Origin of the sequence: Chitinophaga sp., assembly GCF_035538455.1 — a bacterium.
In the GTDB taxonomy this organism is placed as follows: Bacteria; Bacteroidota; Bacteroidia; order Chitinophagales; family Chitinophagaceae; genus Chitinophaga.
The window spans coordinates 15,169-31,279 of record NZ_DATLKJ010000084.1; the positions used below are offsets into that span (position 1 = coordinate 15,169).

At 45.5% G+C, this 16,111-nt stretch carries 12 protein-coding genes; 1 reads left to right on the top strand and 11 read right to left on the bottom strand.

Annotated features, from left to right (window positions below):
- Window positions 1-51: 51 nt before the first annotated feature.
- The 9 genes from VM802_RS09615 to VM802_RS09655 all read right to left on the bottom strand — a co-directional run bounded on the left by VM802_RS09615 (window position 52) and on the right by VM802_RS09655 (window position 8,089).
- Complete coding sequence (locus VM802_RS09615) at window positions 52-273, bottom strand: class I lanthipeptide (RefSeq protein ID WP_325529744.1); 222 nt, start codon at window positions 271-273, stop codon at window positions 52-54.
- A 48-nt stretch (window positions 274-321) separates the two neighbouring features.
- Window positions 322-843, bottom strand: coding sequence for a methyltransferase domain-containing protein (locus VM802_RS09620; RefSeq protein ID WP_325529747.1), 522 nt, complete (start codon window positions 841-843; stop codon window positions 322-324).
- Between the two features lie 678 nt (window positions 844-1,521).
- The gene (locus tag VM802_RS09625; RefSeq protein ID WP_325529749.1) at window positions 1,522-1,743 is read right to left on the bottom strand and encodes a class I lanthipeptide; all 222 of its coding nucleotides are present in this window, start codon (window positions 1,741-1,743) and stop codon (window positions 1,522-1,524) included.
- A gap of 1,206 nt (window positions 1,744-2,949) precedes the next feature.
- Complete coding sequence (locus tag VM802_RS09630; protein WP_325529751.1) at window positions 2,950-3,576, bottom strand: BLF1 family deaminating toxin; 627 nt, start codon at window positions 3,574-3,576, stop codon at window positions 2,950-2,952.
- A 187-nt stretch (window positions 3,577-3,763) separates the two neighbouring features.
- On the bottom strand, window positions 3,764-5,668 hold the full coding sequence (locus VM802_RS09635; RefSeq protein ID WP_325529753.1) for an Ig-like domain-containing protein: 1,905 nt from the start codon (window positions 5,666-5,668) through the stop codon (window positions 3,764-3,766).
- Window positions 5,669-5,785: 117 nt separating this feature from the next.
- Window positions 5,786-6,583, bottom strand: coding sequence for a methyltransferase family protein (locus VM802_RS09640; protein WP_325529755.1), 798 nt, complete (start codon window positions 6,581-6,583; stop codon window positions 5,786-5,788).
- 116 nt (window positions 6,584-6,699) lie between these two features.
- Window positions 6,700-6,954 (bottom strand): hypothetical protein, encoded by a 255-nt coding sequence (locus VM802_RS09645; RefSeq protein WP_325529757.1) that lies wholly within the window; start codon window positions 6,952-6,954, stop codon window positions 6,700-6,702.
- Entirely contained in the window at window positions 6,951-7,631 is a 681-nt protein-coding gene (locus VM802_RS09650) for a lyase family protein (protein ID WP_325529838.1), read from the bottom strand. Before VM802_RS09650 ends, VM802_RS09645 begins: the two co-directional genes overlap by 4 nt.
- Complete coding sequence (locus VM802_RS09655) at window positions 7,616-8,089, bottom strand: hypothetical protein (RefSeq protein WP_325529759.1); 474 nt, start codon at window positions 8,087-8,089, stop codon at window positions 7,616-7,618. The genes VM802_RS09650 and VM802_RS09655 overlap by 16 nt, the downstream gene beginning before the upstream one ends.
- 243 nt (window positions 8,090-8,332) lie before the next feature.
- On the opposite strand from VM802_RS09655, the gene VM802_RS09660 reads away from it, so the two are divergent.
- Complete coding sequence (locus VM802_RS09660; protein ID WP_325529761.1) at window positions 8,333-10,804, top strand: hypothetical protein; 2,472 nt, start codon at window positions 8,333-8,335, stop codon at window positions 10,802-10,804.
- A gap of 189 nt (window positions 10,805-10,993) precedes the next feature.
- Here VM802_RS09660 and VM802_RS09665 read toward each other — a convergent pair whose 3' ends face one another.
- Both VM802_RS09665 and VM802_RS09670 read right to left on the bottom strand, forming a co-directional pair.
- Complete coding sequence (locus VM802_RS09665) at window positions 10,994-12,709, bottom strand: RagB/SusD family nutrient uptake outer membrane protein (protein ID WP_325529763.1); 1,716 nt, start codon at window positions 12,707-12,709, stop codon at window positions 10,994-10,996.
- Between the two features lie 12 nt (window positions 12,710-12,721).
- Window positions 12,722-15,928, bottom strand: a complete 3,207-nt coding sequence (locus VM802_RS09670; protein WP_325529765.1) for a SusC/RagA family TonB-linked outer membrane protein — start codon at window positions 15,926-15,928, stop codon at window positions 12,722-12,724.
- Window positions 15,929-16,111: the final 183 nt, after the last annotated feature.

A 16,111-nucleotide genomic window follows, 5' to 3' on the forward strand; every position in this document is an offset into this window, starting at 1 on the left:
TCCCGCTGTACTCGCGGGATACCTTACGTTCTGCAAACATAGTTTCAGTTATCAGCAGCTACCGCAAGTACCTTCGCTGGTATAGTGCGGGCTCTGAGTAGTAGTAGGGCAAGTATTGCCCCAATGTGTTGTTCTCAGACGCTCACATTCATTTCTGATGCTGCAATCGTGTCCGATAGAAAGGAAACCACCGTTTACGGTTTGCATTTCCTGATTTGCCATTGCGGAAATCATGTCTTTGTTGATGCTAAGTTTGTTACCTAACTTTTTCATAGTTATAAAATTTAAAAAAAAGAAAAGACGATGGTATGAAATGCCCGTTCATTGCAGGGCTGACAGTTGTTCTTTACGTGCGTACGAGGGGGCCTTCTGACAGTAGTAAGCTATAGATGGCGGCATATCTATCACTCTCCACCTGGTACTGACATCATCAAAAATACCGGTGAAATAGCCGGGAAAGAAAAGGAATGACAACTGACGGAACTGCCCGCCAGCACTAAGGGTCTCATAGCAATCCTTCATCAGCCCGTACCGTTGTTCCTTACTAAAAAAAGAAAGTGGTAAGGTGGAAATAATAAGATCTATGGAGTTTTTGTCGTGATGCCTGCGGATATTAAATGCAGAATCTTTGACAATCTGAATCCTGGAGTCATCAATCTTCATCAGTGTCCGCTGTAAATGAGGCTGTATTTCAAAACAGTAGAGCACCGCATTTTCATGCATGCAATCCAGGATCTTCCGGGTGATTCTTCCGGTTCCACCGCCAAGCTCAATAATACTCCGGCATTTTCTGACGGAGTGTTTATCCAGTAATCCATTGATCGACTGCTCAGATGAGCTCATAATGGTGCCGGACTTTGAAAAATTTCTGAGATAATCAAACATGCTCATAACGTACAATTAAACAGGGTGTCAACGTTACTATCGGTGATTGCCGGAAAGCACTCACAGGAATCACCTGCAAAAGAGATTGTACAACCAAACATCCGTACACGCCTGATCAAAAGACACCTTACTGTCCTTTGAATCTCTCCGGGTAACAACTCTTTGCCAGTGTCAGTTGTGGTTTTACTACAGCTATCAACAAGGGTTCATCTATTCGTTTCTATGACGTTAACAAAGGTCACTCATTCTACTATGCTACAATATCGATATAAGGTTCATTTTCAATTCAAGGATAGTAATTTTTCTTACAAAAGAACCGGCATCAATGTTAATTTAATGTTAGAAGCCATATAAAATATTCCAGCTGACATGTATCGATTAATACTATTACTATTCAACAAGACATTATCAGCGTGACGACTAAACGAACACAAACTGATACAACACAATACCACAACATATTTCATACGGCATCACTATTCACGTCATAACATTCAGCACAATATATTTTCCCTTCAGAAAACACGCAATAATCCTTATAGTACAAATGCGACATCTATTCTTTCTAATTTATCAAGAATGTAAAAACGATGATGTTCATAACCCCGCCGATTAAGGCGGGGTATGTTGTCAAACTCATTCAGGTGAGCAAGAACCTTCGTGGCTCCAGTGAGGGGTCCTGATTGTACTAGGGCAGCCATTACCCCAATGTGTTGTTCTCAGACGACTGCATTCATTTCTGATGCTGCAATCATGTCCGATGGAGAGAAGACCGCCATTTACGGCTCCCATTTCCTGGTCCGCCATGGCAGAGATCATGTCTTTGTTGATGCTGAGTTTTTTTCCTAACTTTTTCATAGTTATAAAATTTAAATAAAGAAAAACAGGTTTGATGTAATACCAGCAATGGCTATATTTTTACAGGCAGCGCCATGTTACAGACAGCGCATAGCAACGACGTTCCATCTGACGCTTATATCGTCAAAAAAAATGTGAACCATCCTGAAAAGAAAAGAAACGACAGTTACCGGGATATCCCGCTCCCACTCCATATGCTCATAACGTACAGTCAACAGGGGGTCTTTTGTTATCAATAGCGCCTGACGCAATGATAACAACGCTCAAAAAAATTACAGCAAAGCAATCCTGCATACATCTTCTTAAAAGACACTTCTATGTTCTTGGGAACTTGCCAGGAAACAACTACTCACACCAGCGTTAGTTGTGGTTTTGCTACAGATTACAATAAGGTTTCAAAAAGGTTCTTTTCTATAACGTATTAACAAGTGCTACTTATTTAGTCAGTCTACAGTATTAGGTTAAGGATTAATTTCAGACCAAGGATAATAAATTTTTCTTTTCAAAAAACTATGTCAGCACAGTGAACAATATAAAATACAGACAAAGTCATCGCTGAAATGTATTTATAAATATAATCATCAAAAAAATCTCAATATCTATAACATCATGCCCTACAATGTTTTCAGACAGTAAATATCCTACCATACTAAACTGTAACAATGCTTATCAGCATACCTTTTAATGTTGAAAAAAAATGCAACTATACTTACCATGCAAATGCAACATTTATTCTTCTAATTTATCGAGGTTGTTTTGAGCAGACTACGTTTATCAATAATTAAGGTCGCATAACAGCGACCTTAATTAGAGCTTGTTTAAATTTTTGAACGGCTCATTTTAGAAGAATATTAATAAAGGCTATAGTTTGTTTCGTAGTAAATCCAAACTAAGTGATCGATTCTTTTTTTCTAATTTCCTGCCTGCAAAAATTCAACCATGCTCATAGCTGCTGGCCTGTCTTAAACTGTTTTAAAAGCTCATCTGATAAGAAATCATCTGGTTGCATAAAAACTGTGTATTAATTAAAATTTGAAAAATCGGAGCTCTTTTTGAACGGGGTACTTAAGATTGGCTACATATGGACTATCTCGGGAAGCAGGCTCTAGACTATCAGCCAGTTGTTCTAATAAAAGCTGATTTATATCCTTAGCAGAGCCAGCGTTCAAGTAAACAGAAAACTTGTTTTAAGAAGAAACGTCTCACTTATTTCAATTTTTGAGCCGCATAGCTGAATTTCGCCCAGGGCGAGGCTTTATAATAGAGTTCCAGTTGTTTGCTGTTGGAGCTTTGCCGCACGATGCCCCCCACAACGGCATTACCTACATTGTTATGACCATAAGTCTGAGGAGCAGCGCCGTTAAGATGAGCCGACAAATCCCACAGTCCGGCCGCCTGCCCGGCGCGATGGATATAAGCCACATTTTGAGTCGTGTTAACGGGCCAGTGGTCCTCTACCCATTCTTCGCTCATGATACGCGGCCAGAACTCGTCAACACGTACCTCGGAGTCGATATGCCATGCCGGTCCACCTTGTATCGCGAACACCTTACAGCCTGTAAGTTCATAGGTAAAAAACAAAGTACCGACAGGCACGGTATCAATGGAAAAAGGTTGTAACACCGGAAGCTCTCCCTGTCTCCAGGGAAGCCATAGAATACTGGCCTCTTCGCCGCCTTGTGGTTGCAGGTCGATCCGTACCGTGTTGGCATCCACTTGATGTAAATAAACCTGGATCATTCCCGGAGCTTTGGTATTCAGTTCCTGGGTAAAAGTGACACCGAGGTTTCCCCCGGTTTCCATTGCATTACGTAGGTTGTCTAGGATATTCATAGTTGTTGATTGGGTTGGGGTAAGAAAATATTATGCCTTGCGTATACGAAAATACGCCAACCTTTTCTTATGTAAAAATTATACATGCTCTTATTGAGGGATAATACTGATTGATAGAATGAGGCAACAGCTCAATAAGCAATATTGCTTTCACCCTGAGCGCCGCTGTAATTATAGTCCGCTATGGCTAACGCTGTAGCCATACTTTACTACTGTATGTTTTCCCTTTCGTGGTAATCATTCTGATAATATAATAACCGGTGTTTGCAGACAGCATTAATGAATTTTGCCGTAAAATCTCCTGTTGCATCAACTTTCCTGAAAGATCGTAAACACGTATCAATGCGCCCTCCCATCCGGAAGTTATGATTCTGACCATCCCGCTTGTAGGGTTCGGATAAACCTGTAAAGCCAGCTGTTGCGTGCCGGTACTTACCGGGTACATATGTTGGTCTGCCTGTGCCTGTGGGCAGTCCAGGACCACCACTTTTACAGGAACCCGTTGTGGGTATTCACAAAATGATCCGGACGTTACATAGTAGGTTGTGGTTACACCGGGGCTTACCCGGAAATACGGGCCGGTATGCAATAATGTGCCCCCGGTGGGTGTGTCGTACCATCTTATTTGCGGTATTGTGGAGAATGGAATATATCCATGCAGCGTCACGCTATCCCTACGACAAACAGCAACACTATCGCTGTCAACTTTTGGCAGTGCTGACGCACCACCAAACAGGAAGAATGCAGAAACGGTGTCAGATACACAGTTGGTAACCGGGTTGATTGCCTGCACACAGGCAGTAGCCAGCGCTGCCGAATAGCTGTGGGGGCTTTTCACAATGATGGTATTATTATTAATAACTGTAAATGAAGTATCAAACGGCGCCCCTACTTCCATTGTAAATTTAACCTGTACCCTGTAGTTCAGGCCAGGCTGATGATTGGATACCGGCAATATAGCATCGGTGCATAAAGTGCCAGCCGGTGCGGTAATGTCCGGATCTGCCAGCTTTGTAACGTATACATTCACGGGAACACGTAGCGGATATTCACAAGCAAGACTGGTAGTAACATAGTAGGTTGTGTTATGTGCAGGGCTTACCGTAAAATAATTGCCGGTGTGCAATAAATTGCCACCTGTTGGCGCATCATACCATCTGACAGCAGGCACAGAGCTAAAACTCACAAAAGCATGCAACGTTGCGCTTGTACCCAGGCATATGGTTACATTAGTATCATCCACCTGTGGCAATATTGCTATACCACCGAATGCAAACGTCTTTTGTACAGTGTTGGAAGCACAACCCGTGAATGGGTTCACGGCCTGCATATATACATCTGCCTGAGAGCTGGCATATGTTCCCTGATTCTTCACCAGTACGGTATCCTTGTTGATAAGGATGAATGAGGTGTCTTTTATGACAGTGTTAAATACGTCTGTATAGCGCAACCTGACATTGTAGTTGTATCCGGCAGTATGATTGGTAATCGGGATGCGGGGGTCATTACAAACAAAATATTCCGGAACTTTGAAGGCCGGATTTGCGGGAATCCCCGGATTCCGGTAAGCATAATACAGATGAAAATTGTTCAGCAGTCCCACAAGAGAACTGTTCAGCGTAATCTTCACGCGGTCATAGGGCTTGCCTGGGTGCAGCAATACTTCTGCCCTGGTGTTTGACTGCAGTAACCTCAGTACATCACTACTTATCACTCTTGCGTCATTATTAGCAACTGTTCCATTAAATGTTTCAACAGTCACTCCTCCGAACAGATCTGCTGACAATATAGTATTTCCACTGCCAATACCTATTACAAGCGAATCGCAATTACTGCTCTGGGATGGAAATATCAATGTCTCATAAACACTTACACCCAGCAAACCTACTGTGATATTGAATGTGGAATAATCATTCAGGCTGGCTGTATTCACCGGATTGTCCGGGTTCTGCACACCGCAAAAAAGGCATAATCCTGTTACCCCATTCAATTGGGTATTGGCATAAATGCGCTGTGCCGAAAGCGCTTCCGGTAGCAATATTTGCAACCATAATATCAACATACTGACAAATAGCGGGTAGATCTTTTTCATAAGGGTTACTTTTTGTGAGGGAAAATATCGGCCAAAGATATGCAGTACTAGTGCTGTAACACTGCCCACAATGTTTATATATCTTTATAAAATCGGTTTCTCCAGACAAATAGCAGGCTATAGTTTTGGAAACAACTTCCCGGTCCGCTTCCTATATGCTTGATATTCGGGAAATTCCTTCAGCAGATCGCGCTCTTCAAAATGAATTCCTATTAGTATATAAACGGTCATACCTGCGGCAAAAAGCAGATGTCCTGTGGTCATGAGCGGAGTAAACCAGCAAGCGGTGATAAAGCCCAGATAAATCGGATGCCGGATGATCTTATAAATAAATGGCAGGCGGAATTTCAATTCGTGGGGGAATTTATCTGTAAAATAGAGATAGGGCTGCCGCAGACCAAACAGATCAAAATGATTGATAAGAAAAGTGCTTACCAGTACCAGTAACCAACCAGCCAGACCTGTTATTCGCAATATACTGCCGGCAAGACTCGTACGAAAATCAAAAATCGCATAGGGTACCGGTTGCCACAGGTACATCATCAGGAAGAGTACCAGACTGGCGCAGCACACATATACGCTTCGTTCCAGCGGAGCAGGTACCCATTTCTTTATGAGGTCCTTATACCATGATCTGGCCATTATGCTATGCTGTATGCCGAAAAGAACAATAAGCGTTAAGTCTGTAAGTATAGCAGGTATCCAACTGTTGAAGGCGCCGCTGTTAATATCCTTGGGAACATACAAGCCACTTACAAACCCGATCAGGCAGAGAAAGGTGCATAGGAAAAAAAATAACAGCTGAGACCGATACCTAGAAAGCGTACCTTCTTCATATGCGGAATATTTTACAGGATAGATAATATGATGCTGGTTTGGGTTGATATAGTAACAGTCAGCTTGTAGTACCAGCATTCAGCATGTTTTCCGCCACCAGATGCGCCAAGTTAGCAAAAGGGTAGGAAACCTACATGCAGTACAAGAGAGATATACTACATACCTCCCTTTCTCTGATATTGATTATAAAGCGCCTAGTAGTCTTTGGCCAGTTTTTGTAACTGGTTTGCAGCAGTGGCCAGGTAAACTTTTTGTGTTGCCAGCCATGTTTGCTGCGTGGCAAGGCTTTTCTTTCCGTTGCTGATCATTTGTTCAACGGCCGTGGGCGCCGGCATCCCTGTACCGGATTTACGCTGAACGCTTTTAACGGGATCAAGCGCTTCAGCGAGTTTTGTTACCGGAATTATTAACGCGTGGCCCAGCTTTTTTTCGGTGGCGGCGTTGATCATTTCAGGTGTAATCTGATCGGCTGTTTTGTGTTCTTCAAGTGCCTTGTTAATGACGGCGGCAATGATTTCATGTGCATCCCGTCCAGGTTACCGTATTGAACGAGGAGATCGGCGAGGTCGGTCATGGTAGCGTAGTTTTCCCTGGCGTATTTCAGCATGGTTTCTTTGCGCACCTGCAAGGTCTGCATCACGCCGGTCATGGTATGTGAGGCTGCCAGTACTGCGTCGAGGCTTTGGGGTTCGATCATTAGCCGGACACCACTGTGCTGGTATTCGATGCCATTGAGCGAGGTTAGTATAGCGGTGAGCTGGCCGGCTGTCAGCGCTGAAGCCTTTCTTGTTCTTTCAAGTGCATCGGGGTTCTTTTTCTGGGGCATCATGCTGCTGATCCCTGCAAAGGAATTATCCAGTTCAGCTACATTGTATTCATCAGTGCTCCATAACTGCACTTCGGATGCCAGCCGGCTCAGGTCACTCATGTAGATGCAATTGTCTGCCGCGAATTCAGCGATGTGATCCCATCCGGCAACGCCTTCAATGGTGTTGGTCACCAGACCTTTGAAGCCCAGCAGGGCGGCCAGCTGCGGCCTGTTGATGGGCCATGCAGTACCACCGCTTGCACCTGAGCCAAGCGGGCATTGATCGATGCGGGCATAGAGTTCTATGTAGCGGTCCAGGCATTTGGAGAGGCTTTCATCTTTCCACCAACGCTGCCTACCGCTTTAATGACGGCCATTTCATAAGGCAGGTACAGATGTAAAGAGGGGTTTGTTGCTGCCTGCTGGTCTGCTGTTTCCAGTCCTTTTAAGATCGTCTTTGCCTCCTGGCGGGTAATGATCTTTTGTTCGGCCAGCATTAACACGTAGGCTTTATGTAAGAGGCTCTGATAAGGGAATACTTCATCATTGAGATGCTTGTTACTTACCTCATAGTCGTACAGCTCCTGGAAGGCCGCGGCTTTAGCGCCGGAGGTGCGCCCTATCCTGCTGGCATCCTGCAAACGGCTGCGGTCAGCATTGTTTAAAGTATCCTTATTTGCTTTCGCTGCGCTGATCATCTGTGCATCCGCATGCCCATAAATTACCATACTGGTGGCCAGTACCACCAGGCTAACATAGTTACCGATTGATCTCATGGTTTTCCTAATTAAAACCAAAGATATGCAAATTGCAACACAGTTGCAATTACATATTCTACAGATCACGGGGAATCGACCTGCGCAACGTCTATTTGATTACCTTTCATTACCGGCAGAAGAGATCAAGGGCAAAAAAAATGGTAATAAAAGACAAGACTGCATTAGTATATCAGGACCGGAACATGCAAATTTGCGCACCTCCATCCAATGCTTATCCCCTCCTTAACTTATAACATCGATATGAAAACGAGACGTCGGACCAAATATCTACTGCCCTACCTGGCTGTATTAACAGGATTAGCTGCGCTGCCAGCCGCTGCGCAGGTAAATTTCAAAACGAAGCAATGGAGCCTCCAGCTGGACGCATCCGGGAAACTGACCAGTATGAAAAGCCTTGCGCTGCAAAAGGAGTTCCTGGTTGCAGACAAAGCCACTGCATTGATGAGCATAAAAAAAGACGGGGAAATCCTTGCTCCCCGGAGCTGCACATGGAATGCAAAAAGCGCGGAGCTGGTATTATCTTATCCGCAGGCGGGCGTGGAAGCAAAAGTAAAAGTGCAGCGTAACGATAACTACATCAGCTTTGAACTGACGCAGCTCACCAAACCGGAAAGTGTTGACCTGGTATTGTGGGGGCCATATCCTACTACGGTAGCAGATACTGTAGGTGAAGTGGTGGGCGTTGTACGCAACCGGGAGTTTGCGATTGGTATCCAGGCGCTGAATATAAAAACACTGGGGGGGTATCCGAATGCTGAAAGTGATATAGAGCCGTCGTATGATGTATTTGAAGGCGGTAACAAAGTGGATGTAAAGGGAGATGATATAAACAAGCAATTGTTCAGAGGAGATGTAGCGCGCCCTACTGCTTACGGAGCGGTGTTGCAGGCATACTGCCGCAACCGCAGCAAGGACAGGGTTATTGAGAACTGGGGACATACTGCGTATCTTGCTCCCGCATTTAATGACGGCGGCGTTATTGGCAGTAAGATTGCGCTTTTCGGTGTAGCAAATGCAGATGTGTTGCCCACCATTTCACAGATTGAACTGAAGGAAGGATTACCGCATCCTTTGCTGGATGGCGAATGGGGCAAGCAGGCTATACACGCATCTGAATCATACCTGATCATGGATTTCGGCACGGGGAATCTGTCTGAAGCCATAGTGGCCACCAAACAGGCGGGGCTCCGTTATCTCTATCATGGCGATCCCTTTGATAACTGGGGACAGTTTAAGCTGCATGCCAAAGAGTTCCCGGAAAACCGGGCCAGCATGAAGCAGTGTGTGGAGACGGCGAAAGCGCAGGGTGTACGGCTTGGCGTGCATACACTATCCAACTTCATCACCACCAATGATCCGTATGTAACGCCGGTACCTGATTCCCGGTTGGCGAGAGTGGGGTATTCACGGCTCAGTGCAGCTATCGATGCCAACGCAAAAGAGATCGGCATAGAAGATCCGGTTTTCTTCAACCAGTTTCAGAATAATACGTTGAAGTCGGTTGTCGTTGGTAATGAAATTATCCGTTACGGAGCGGTATCTGCTTCCGCCCCGTGGAAGCTGCTGGATTGCCAGCGTGGCGCCTTCGGTACGCATGCGGCTGCACATCTACAAGATGACAGCATCGGTAAACTGATGGATCATCCCTATAAAGTATTTCTTACCAATTATGCGTTGCAGGAGGAGATGGCGAAGACTATTGCGCGTCTTTTCAATGAGACGGGTCTTATGCAGATTTCTTTTGACGGGCTTGAAGGCTGCTGGTCTTCCGGCATGGGCCAATATGCCAGGCAGTTGTTTACCAAAACATGGTACGATAACCTTACACCGGAATTGAAAGGAAAAGTGATCAATGATGCCAGCTTGCCCGGCCACTACTTCTGGCATATATATACCCGGATGAACTGGGGAGAGCCCTGGTATGCTGGTTTCCGGGAAAGCCAGCTGCAATTGCGTCTCAAGAACCAGCAGTTCTTCCGCCGCAACCTGATGCCTTCTATGCTGGGTTGGTTCAGTCTGCGGCCGGGAACCACACCGGAAGACATAGAATGGATGCTGGCACTGGGCGCCGGATATAACGCCGGCTTTGGTCTGGCTACCAGCCTGGAGACATTGCGGAAACACGGTCTGAAAGATGAGGTACTGGGGTTGATAAAGACCTGGGAACAGGCCCGTATGAAGAATATTTTCAGTGAAGCCCAGAAAGCGCAGATGCGGAGCTTAAAGCATGAATTTCACCTGGAGATGACCGGCAATAACGCATACAAATTAACGCCGGTATACAATGCTTACTTCAAGCATACGCAACAAATGAAGCAACCCGGAGAACCGGTTTTCTCCACCTTTACTTTCAATAACCCGGCAGCGGCCCAACCGGTGTCCTTTATTATCACGCTGGCCGCCGGTAAAGAGTTTGATCCGGATGTTACTTTTGACCAGGTATCGATCGCTATCAATCACCAGGATGCGTTGTTGTTGCCGGTGAGCCTGAAGCGGAACCAGTTCCTGAAATGTGATGGTAAAGCAGTACGGTTGTATAACCAGCAATGGCAGCTGCTGCAAACGATAGAACTGAATAAGCCGTTGCCGTCGTTATCCGGCGGAGCCAATGAAATTGTATTCGATGGGAAATACTCGGGAGAAAACGGTGCAGATGTGAAACTGGAAATCCGTTCCAATGGGCAGCCTGAAGTGATTCAGCCACGTCATTAGGGAAGCGAAGACCGGAGCGGTTTTTTTTCTCGCAAAGGTGCAAAGGAAGCAGAGAGCGCAAAGTTTTTTTTTAAGTTTAATAAGACTATTTTGTAGTACCCCAAATATTTACGGGCTATAAAGTAGTTCTTGGCTAACTTAAAAAATCCTTTGCGCTCTCTGCTTCCTTTGCACCTTTGCGGGAAAAAATCAATAGCCAGGATTCTGCTTTAGTCCGGGTGCTGCATTCAATACATTCTGACCTATCGGGAATATAATAGTATGATCATCAGCATCCGGTTTTTTATCCCACCAGGCGCCGGAATGAAAAACGCCCCATCTCACGAGATCTGTTCTTCTTCTTGCTTCCACCAGGAATTCCCTTCCCCATTCATCCAGCATCTCCTGGTCTGTGAGCTGGCTGCCGTCCGTGTTGTATAAACTGGAAGAGCCAGGCGGATAATTACGCTGCCGTACAGCATTCAACAAAACAGCCGCTCCTGTCTTATCTCCAGTCCTGTATCTGCATTCTGCATAAGAATAATAAATTTCCGCGAGCCGGATCTCTGCATAGGCAGAAGATATTTTATTGGGATCGTTATTGGGATAGTAGGGATACTTTACAGGATAAACACCGGAATTATGATCCCCGTGATTCATATTGGATTCCTTGTCGGCTATACGCGTACCGGGAAGCGCGTTGAGAAACATTCCCACCTGATCGCGCAGAAAAAGCGGATACGGCCCCTTATTGCCTCTTACGGTATCTGCTTTACCGTCCGTATTGACATATGGCAGATACCCAAACAGGAACATACCTTCCCGCTTGCTGTTACCCAGGTTCTTATATTTAAGCAGCCGGAAATCGTCGGGATACCTCCGGAATTTTATAAACGGCTTCCCTAACGTAGATGTATACTCAACGCTGTCTACATCCCGTCCCGGCTGCAATGCATACTTGGGATTAGCTTCACCAAAGTCAGTGAATCCGAAATACCGCGGCGCCTGGTAAGGCAGCATCCAGAAATACATGCCACCATCATACTGCCAGTGTGTAAGCCCGAAGCTCCCCGGAAATCCGAAAACCGTTTCGGCCGACTGACCATTGTTGTAATCAAAGGGCGCATCCCATCTTGGCTCCAGTGCATAATTACCATATTTCCCATCAATAATGTCCTTACAAATGGTGGCACAATCTGCAAACCTGTCTTTGCCGGTATATACTTTTGAATTGAGATATAGCCGTACTAACAGGGCGGCCGCACCTGCTTTTGTCCAGCGCCCTAATGCGTTCTGTCCAAGGGTTTCCCGCAGTGGAAGTGCCGGTATAGCATCTTTCAACTCCTTCTCTATGAAATCAAATGCTTCCTGCGGCGGCACCTGTGGGCCAGCCTTAGTTTCTCCCTTTACTTTGGTAACGATCACCATATTGCGATAGAAATCAAGCACGCGCAAGTTGAACCAGGCCCGCAGCGTTTTCAGCTCTGCGATGTAGTCATCCAGTTCTGTTTGTGTAAGATTAAACTTACCCGGATCTTTAATGCCTTGCAGATCCTCCAGTGAGTTGGTAGACAGGGTAATGCCCTGGTATAAGGCATTCCAGGCATCGCTGGTGTATCCGTCATTAGGTGTCCATGTATGATAATGTACACGCTGGTACTGGGCTCCATCGTACCAGTCGCCCTGACGGTTAACTGTCATCAATTCGTCGGAACTGTTCTCCTGAAGCATAAAACTACTGCCCCCCTGTATACTCCAGTAAGCATGCTCGAATGGCCGGAGAAAATCCCGGATCACATCTGCTTTTGTCTGTAGAAAATTTTCTGATGTAATCCTGTCATACAGTTTTTCATCCAATTTAGTACAGCTTCCGGTGATAAAGAGTGTTAGTAATAGTATAAAACGAATGTTTATTTTATGTGCCATGGATATTGTTCTTTAAAAGTTAACCTGAAGACCAAACAGCAATTGTGTGGTGGATGGATAATAAGACAAACTGTTATTCACGCCGGGATACAGGCCATTCACAGGAATCAGATCCGGATCTCCGCCCGTGAATTTTGTGAATGTATACAGGTTCCTGGCGGTGGCATATATGCGAAAACTTCGCAGGTACCTGGTCTTCAGCCTCAAAGAATAACCTACACACACGTTGTCTATCTTCACAAAGCTACCTGGCTCCAGAAAATAATCAGATAGTGCAGAACCGGTAGAAGGGCTTGTCAGCTTTGAATAACGTCCGCCATTATACGCAGAAGTGAGCACATTGGCATCGGCCTGTGTAGCAGGCGTGCCCAGATAAAAGGCTACGGTATTAAATACTTTGTACCCGAAAGCGCCACGCAGAAAGATGCCCAGATCCCAGTGCCTATAAGTAAAATTGTTACCCAGGCCGGCCGTAAACTGTGGTAATCCATTACCTACAAACTGCCTGTCATCATTATTGGCTTTATCAGCCGTAATCACTTCTCCTTTCTTATTGTATACCAGCAATACCCCGTTTGCATCCACACCAGCTGATTTCAGTGTATAGAAACTTCCTATACGTCTATCTTCCTGGAGACGTTGCAGGTTTCCCGGACTTCCCGGCGCCGGCATTCCTACCACATCAAGATAGGTCTGTCCCTTGAAAAGATCATTGGAAAAAGACACAAACTTATTGCTGTTGGTAGCTCCTGTAAAAGAGAGGTTATAGCTGAAATCCTTTTGTTTTATTACCGCTGCATTCAGTTGCAACTCCAGCCCTGAATTTTTCATAGTTCCCACATTTGCATAGGTTTGCCCTTGTATGTTGGGAGGATTAGATACCGCATAATTACCCAGCAGATCCTTATTGGTGCGTATGTAATAATTGAGGCTACCTGCAATACGGCTATTAAGCACTTCAAAATCCAGTCCTACATTAAAGTTTAGCGCCTTCTCCCAGCGCAGGTCATAATTGGTGTTCTGGCTGGGGCCCCACACCTGATAAGTAATGCCGTTGAATACGTAATATCCATATCCGCTGTAGGTATCCAATGAAAGATAATTACCAAAGTCCTGGTTGCCGGTTTCTCCATAGTCGGCTCTCAGTTTCAGCTCATTCAGCCATGACATCCCCTGCATAAATCTTTCCTGCGTGATCCTCCAGCCGACTGATACTGCAGGAAAATTGCCCCATTTATTATTGCGGCCGAACTTGGATGATCCTTCTCTTCTGATGCTGGCTGATAAATAATATTTTTGGTCCAGTTCATAATTCAGTCTTCCAAAGAAAGCGATGAGCTTCGAGCTGTTCTTTTCGGATTCAACACCATTCTGTCCCTTTTCCAGGTTCCATAGCCCTGTGCCAAGATTATTGTATGTCAGCACATCAGAAGGGAAATTTTCATTGGAAGCTTTCAGTCTGGAAAAAACAAACTGCTGATAAGAATATCCGGCCAATAGCCTTAATGCATGCCGGCCGGCATTGACAACATAGTTACCGATCCATTCAAAGCTCTTCTGATCATTCTCTCTATACTCCTGGGAGCCACTATTGCGGCCTGTTCCGCCGTTACTGACCAATACATTTGTATTAGTGCCGGGGGTAAAATTCATGTTGCGGAAAACAGCATTTACCTGACCCACCGTTACAATGGTATTGAAACCCGTGAAGAGATTCGCTTTAAAAGAGCCATTGATATCAAGGTACTTTATCTCTTGTTGGGAAAGTACTGTCTTTGCAGCTTCCAGTGGATTATTGGCAAAGAAGCCTGTTTTGATATAGGCATATTTCCCGGTGCTGTCGAAGGGGGACAACGTAGGATTGAGTGTCAGCGCATAATTGAAAGCGGAATAATCAGCGAGGTTGGTTTTAGCCATTCTTGGGGCCACATTCAGGGTAACACTGTACAGGCCATTGGCTGCATTATGGTTGAGATTGAGCCTTGCCCCATATTCTTCTTTTGAAGAACGGTAGTCTATGCCATCAGCCTTTCGATAGTCCACAGAGGCCATATAGTTGGTCCGGTCAGACCCTCCTGAGAACTGCAGGGTGTGTTTCTGAGACAAGGCAGGATCGCGGCTCACTGTTTTCAGCCAATCAGTATTTCCTCCGAAATCAACACCGCGCTTATGTTCCAGGAATTCATTCCTGTTCAGCACATGGAGCTTGTTCGTAATAAAGTCCAGGCCCACATATCCGTCATAAAACAGGCGTGGTTCTGCAGTGCCCCTTTTGGTGGTAACTACAATGACACCATTGCTTCCACGTGTGCCATAGATGGCCGATGCGGCGCCACCTTTGAGCACATCAATGGATTCTATATCATTCTGATTCAGGTTATCGATGTTCCCACCAGGAACACCGTTGATTACATACAATGGACCCAGGCCGGCATCGCGTGAGGACACGCCACGCAACTGTATCCGGGGAGTAGAGTTGGGATCTGCCATAGCAGTATTGGTAATTGTAAGACCAGCTACCCTTCCCTGTAAGGACATTAACGCTCCGTTACCACCAACTGTTAGCAGGTCTTTTGAGGTAAGATGTGTGATGGCACTGGAAACTTCTTTCTTATTCAGCGTTCCGTAACCAACGCTTACTACGTTAACACTGCCAAGGTTAACACCTGCATTCTGAAGCGTAACTTCTATATGCTGGCGATTCCCAACAGTAACAGACTTTTCCATGTATCCCACAAAACTGATGATCACCGTAAAATTGCCGGCCATTCGCGGTAATGCAAATTCGCCTCTCTCATTGGAAACGGTCCCTTTATTGGTACCCTTTACAGTTACGGTGGCTCCCATTAGTGGTTGCCCGCTTTCATCCATTACTTTTCCGTGTAAAGTACCAGTGGGTTGGGTTGTGTCTCCCACCGGCCTGGTGCGCGCCGGTTCAATGAACACGACCTTATCACGAATTCTGTAAGTGAGTGGCAGCCCCTTCAGACATTGATCCAGTGCGCCACTGAGTGTGGCTTCCCGGATCTCTACGCTTACGGATACAGATTTGTCAATAGCAGATTCATTCCATAGAAATGAACAACCTGTCTGGGATTCGATCTCTCTGAAGATCTTTTCAAGTGGTACATTCCGTGCTACAATGGTCACTCCCTGGGAATAGCCTGCAGCACATACGTGGAGTGCTCCTGCGAGCAACAGCACAGCAGTTAATTTCATAGCCGGAAGGATTTTGGTAAAAACGTGGAATCTACTCGCAAAGGCTTTGCGATACGCATTGAGTTGCATACTTTTGCTGGATTGGATTTAGAAAGTTAAACAGTCATTTTTTGCAAGATTCTGGTTGAATTAACAGACAAGTCCATTAACCGGGACTCTGATAGCCGTCAGAGTCCTTTTAAT

Coding starts and splice junctions, on each gene's coding strand:
- VM802_RS09615 (WP_325529744.1), bottom strand. CDS start 273: ATGAAAAAGTTAGGTAACAAACTTAGCATCAACAAAGACATGATTTCC.
- VM802_RS09620 (WP_325529747.1), bottom strand. CDS start 843: ATGAGCTCATCTGAGCAGTCGATCAATGGATTACTGGATAAACACTCC.
- VM802_RS09625 (WP_325529749.1), bottom strand. CDS start 1,743: ATGAAAAAGTTAGGAAAAAAACTCAGCATCAACAAAGACATGATCTCT.
- VM802_RS09630 (WP_325529751.1), bottom strand. CDS start 3,576: ATGAATATCCTAGACAACCTACGTAATGCAATGGAAACCGGGGGAAAC.
- VM802_RS09635 (WP_325529753.1), bottom strand. CDS start 5,668: ATGAAAAAGATCTACCCGCTATTTGTCAGTATGTTGATATTATGGTTG.
- VM802_RS09640 (WP_325529755.1), bottom strand. CDS start 6,583: ATGCTGGTACTACAAGCTGACTGTTACTATATCAACCCAAACCAGCAT.
- VM802_RS09645 (WP_325529757.1), bottom strand. CDS start 6,954: ATGATCAACGCCGCCACCGAAAAAAAGCTGGGCCACGCGTTAATAATT.
- VM802_RS09655 (WP_325529759.1), bottom strand. CDS start 8,089: ATGAGATCAATCGGTAACTATGTTAGCCTGGTGGTACTGGCCACCAGT.
- VM802_RS09660 (WP_325529761.1), top strand. CDS start 8,333: ATGAAAACGAGACGTCGGACCAAATATCTACTGCCCTACCTGGCTGTA.
- VM802_RS09665 (WP_325529763.1), bottom strand. CDS start 12,709: ATGGCACATAAAATAAACATTCGTTTTATACTATTACTAACACTCTTT.
- VM802_RS09670 (WP_325529765.1), bottom strand. CDS start 15,928: ATGAAATTAACTGCTGTGCTGTTGCTCGCAGGAGCACTCCACGTATGT.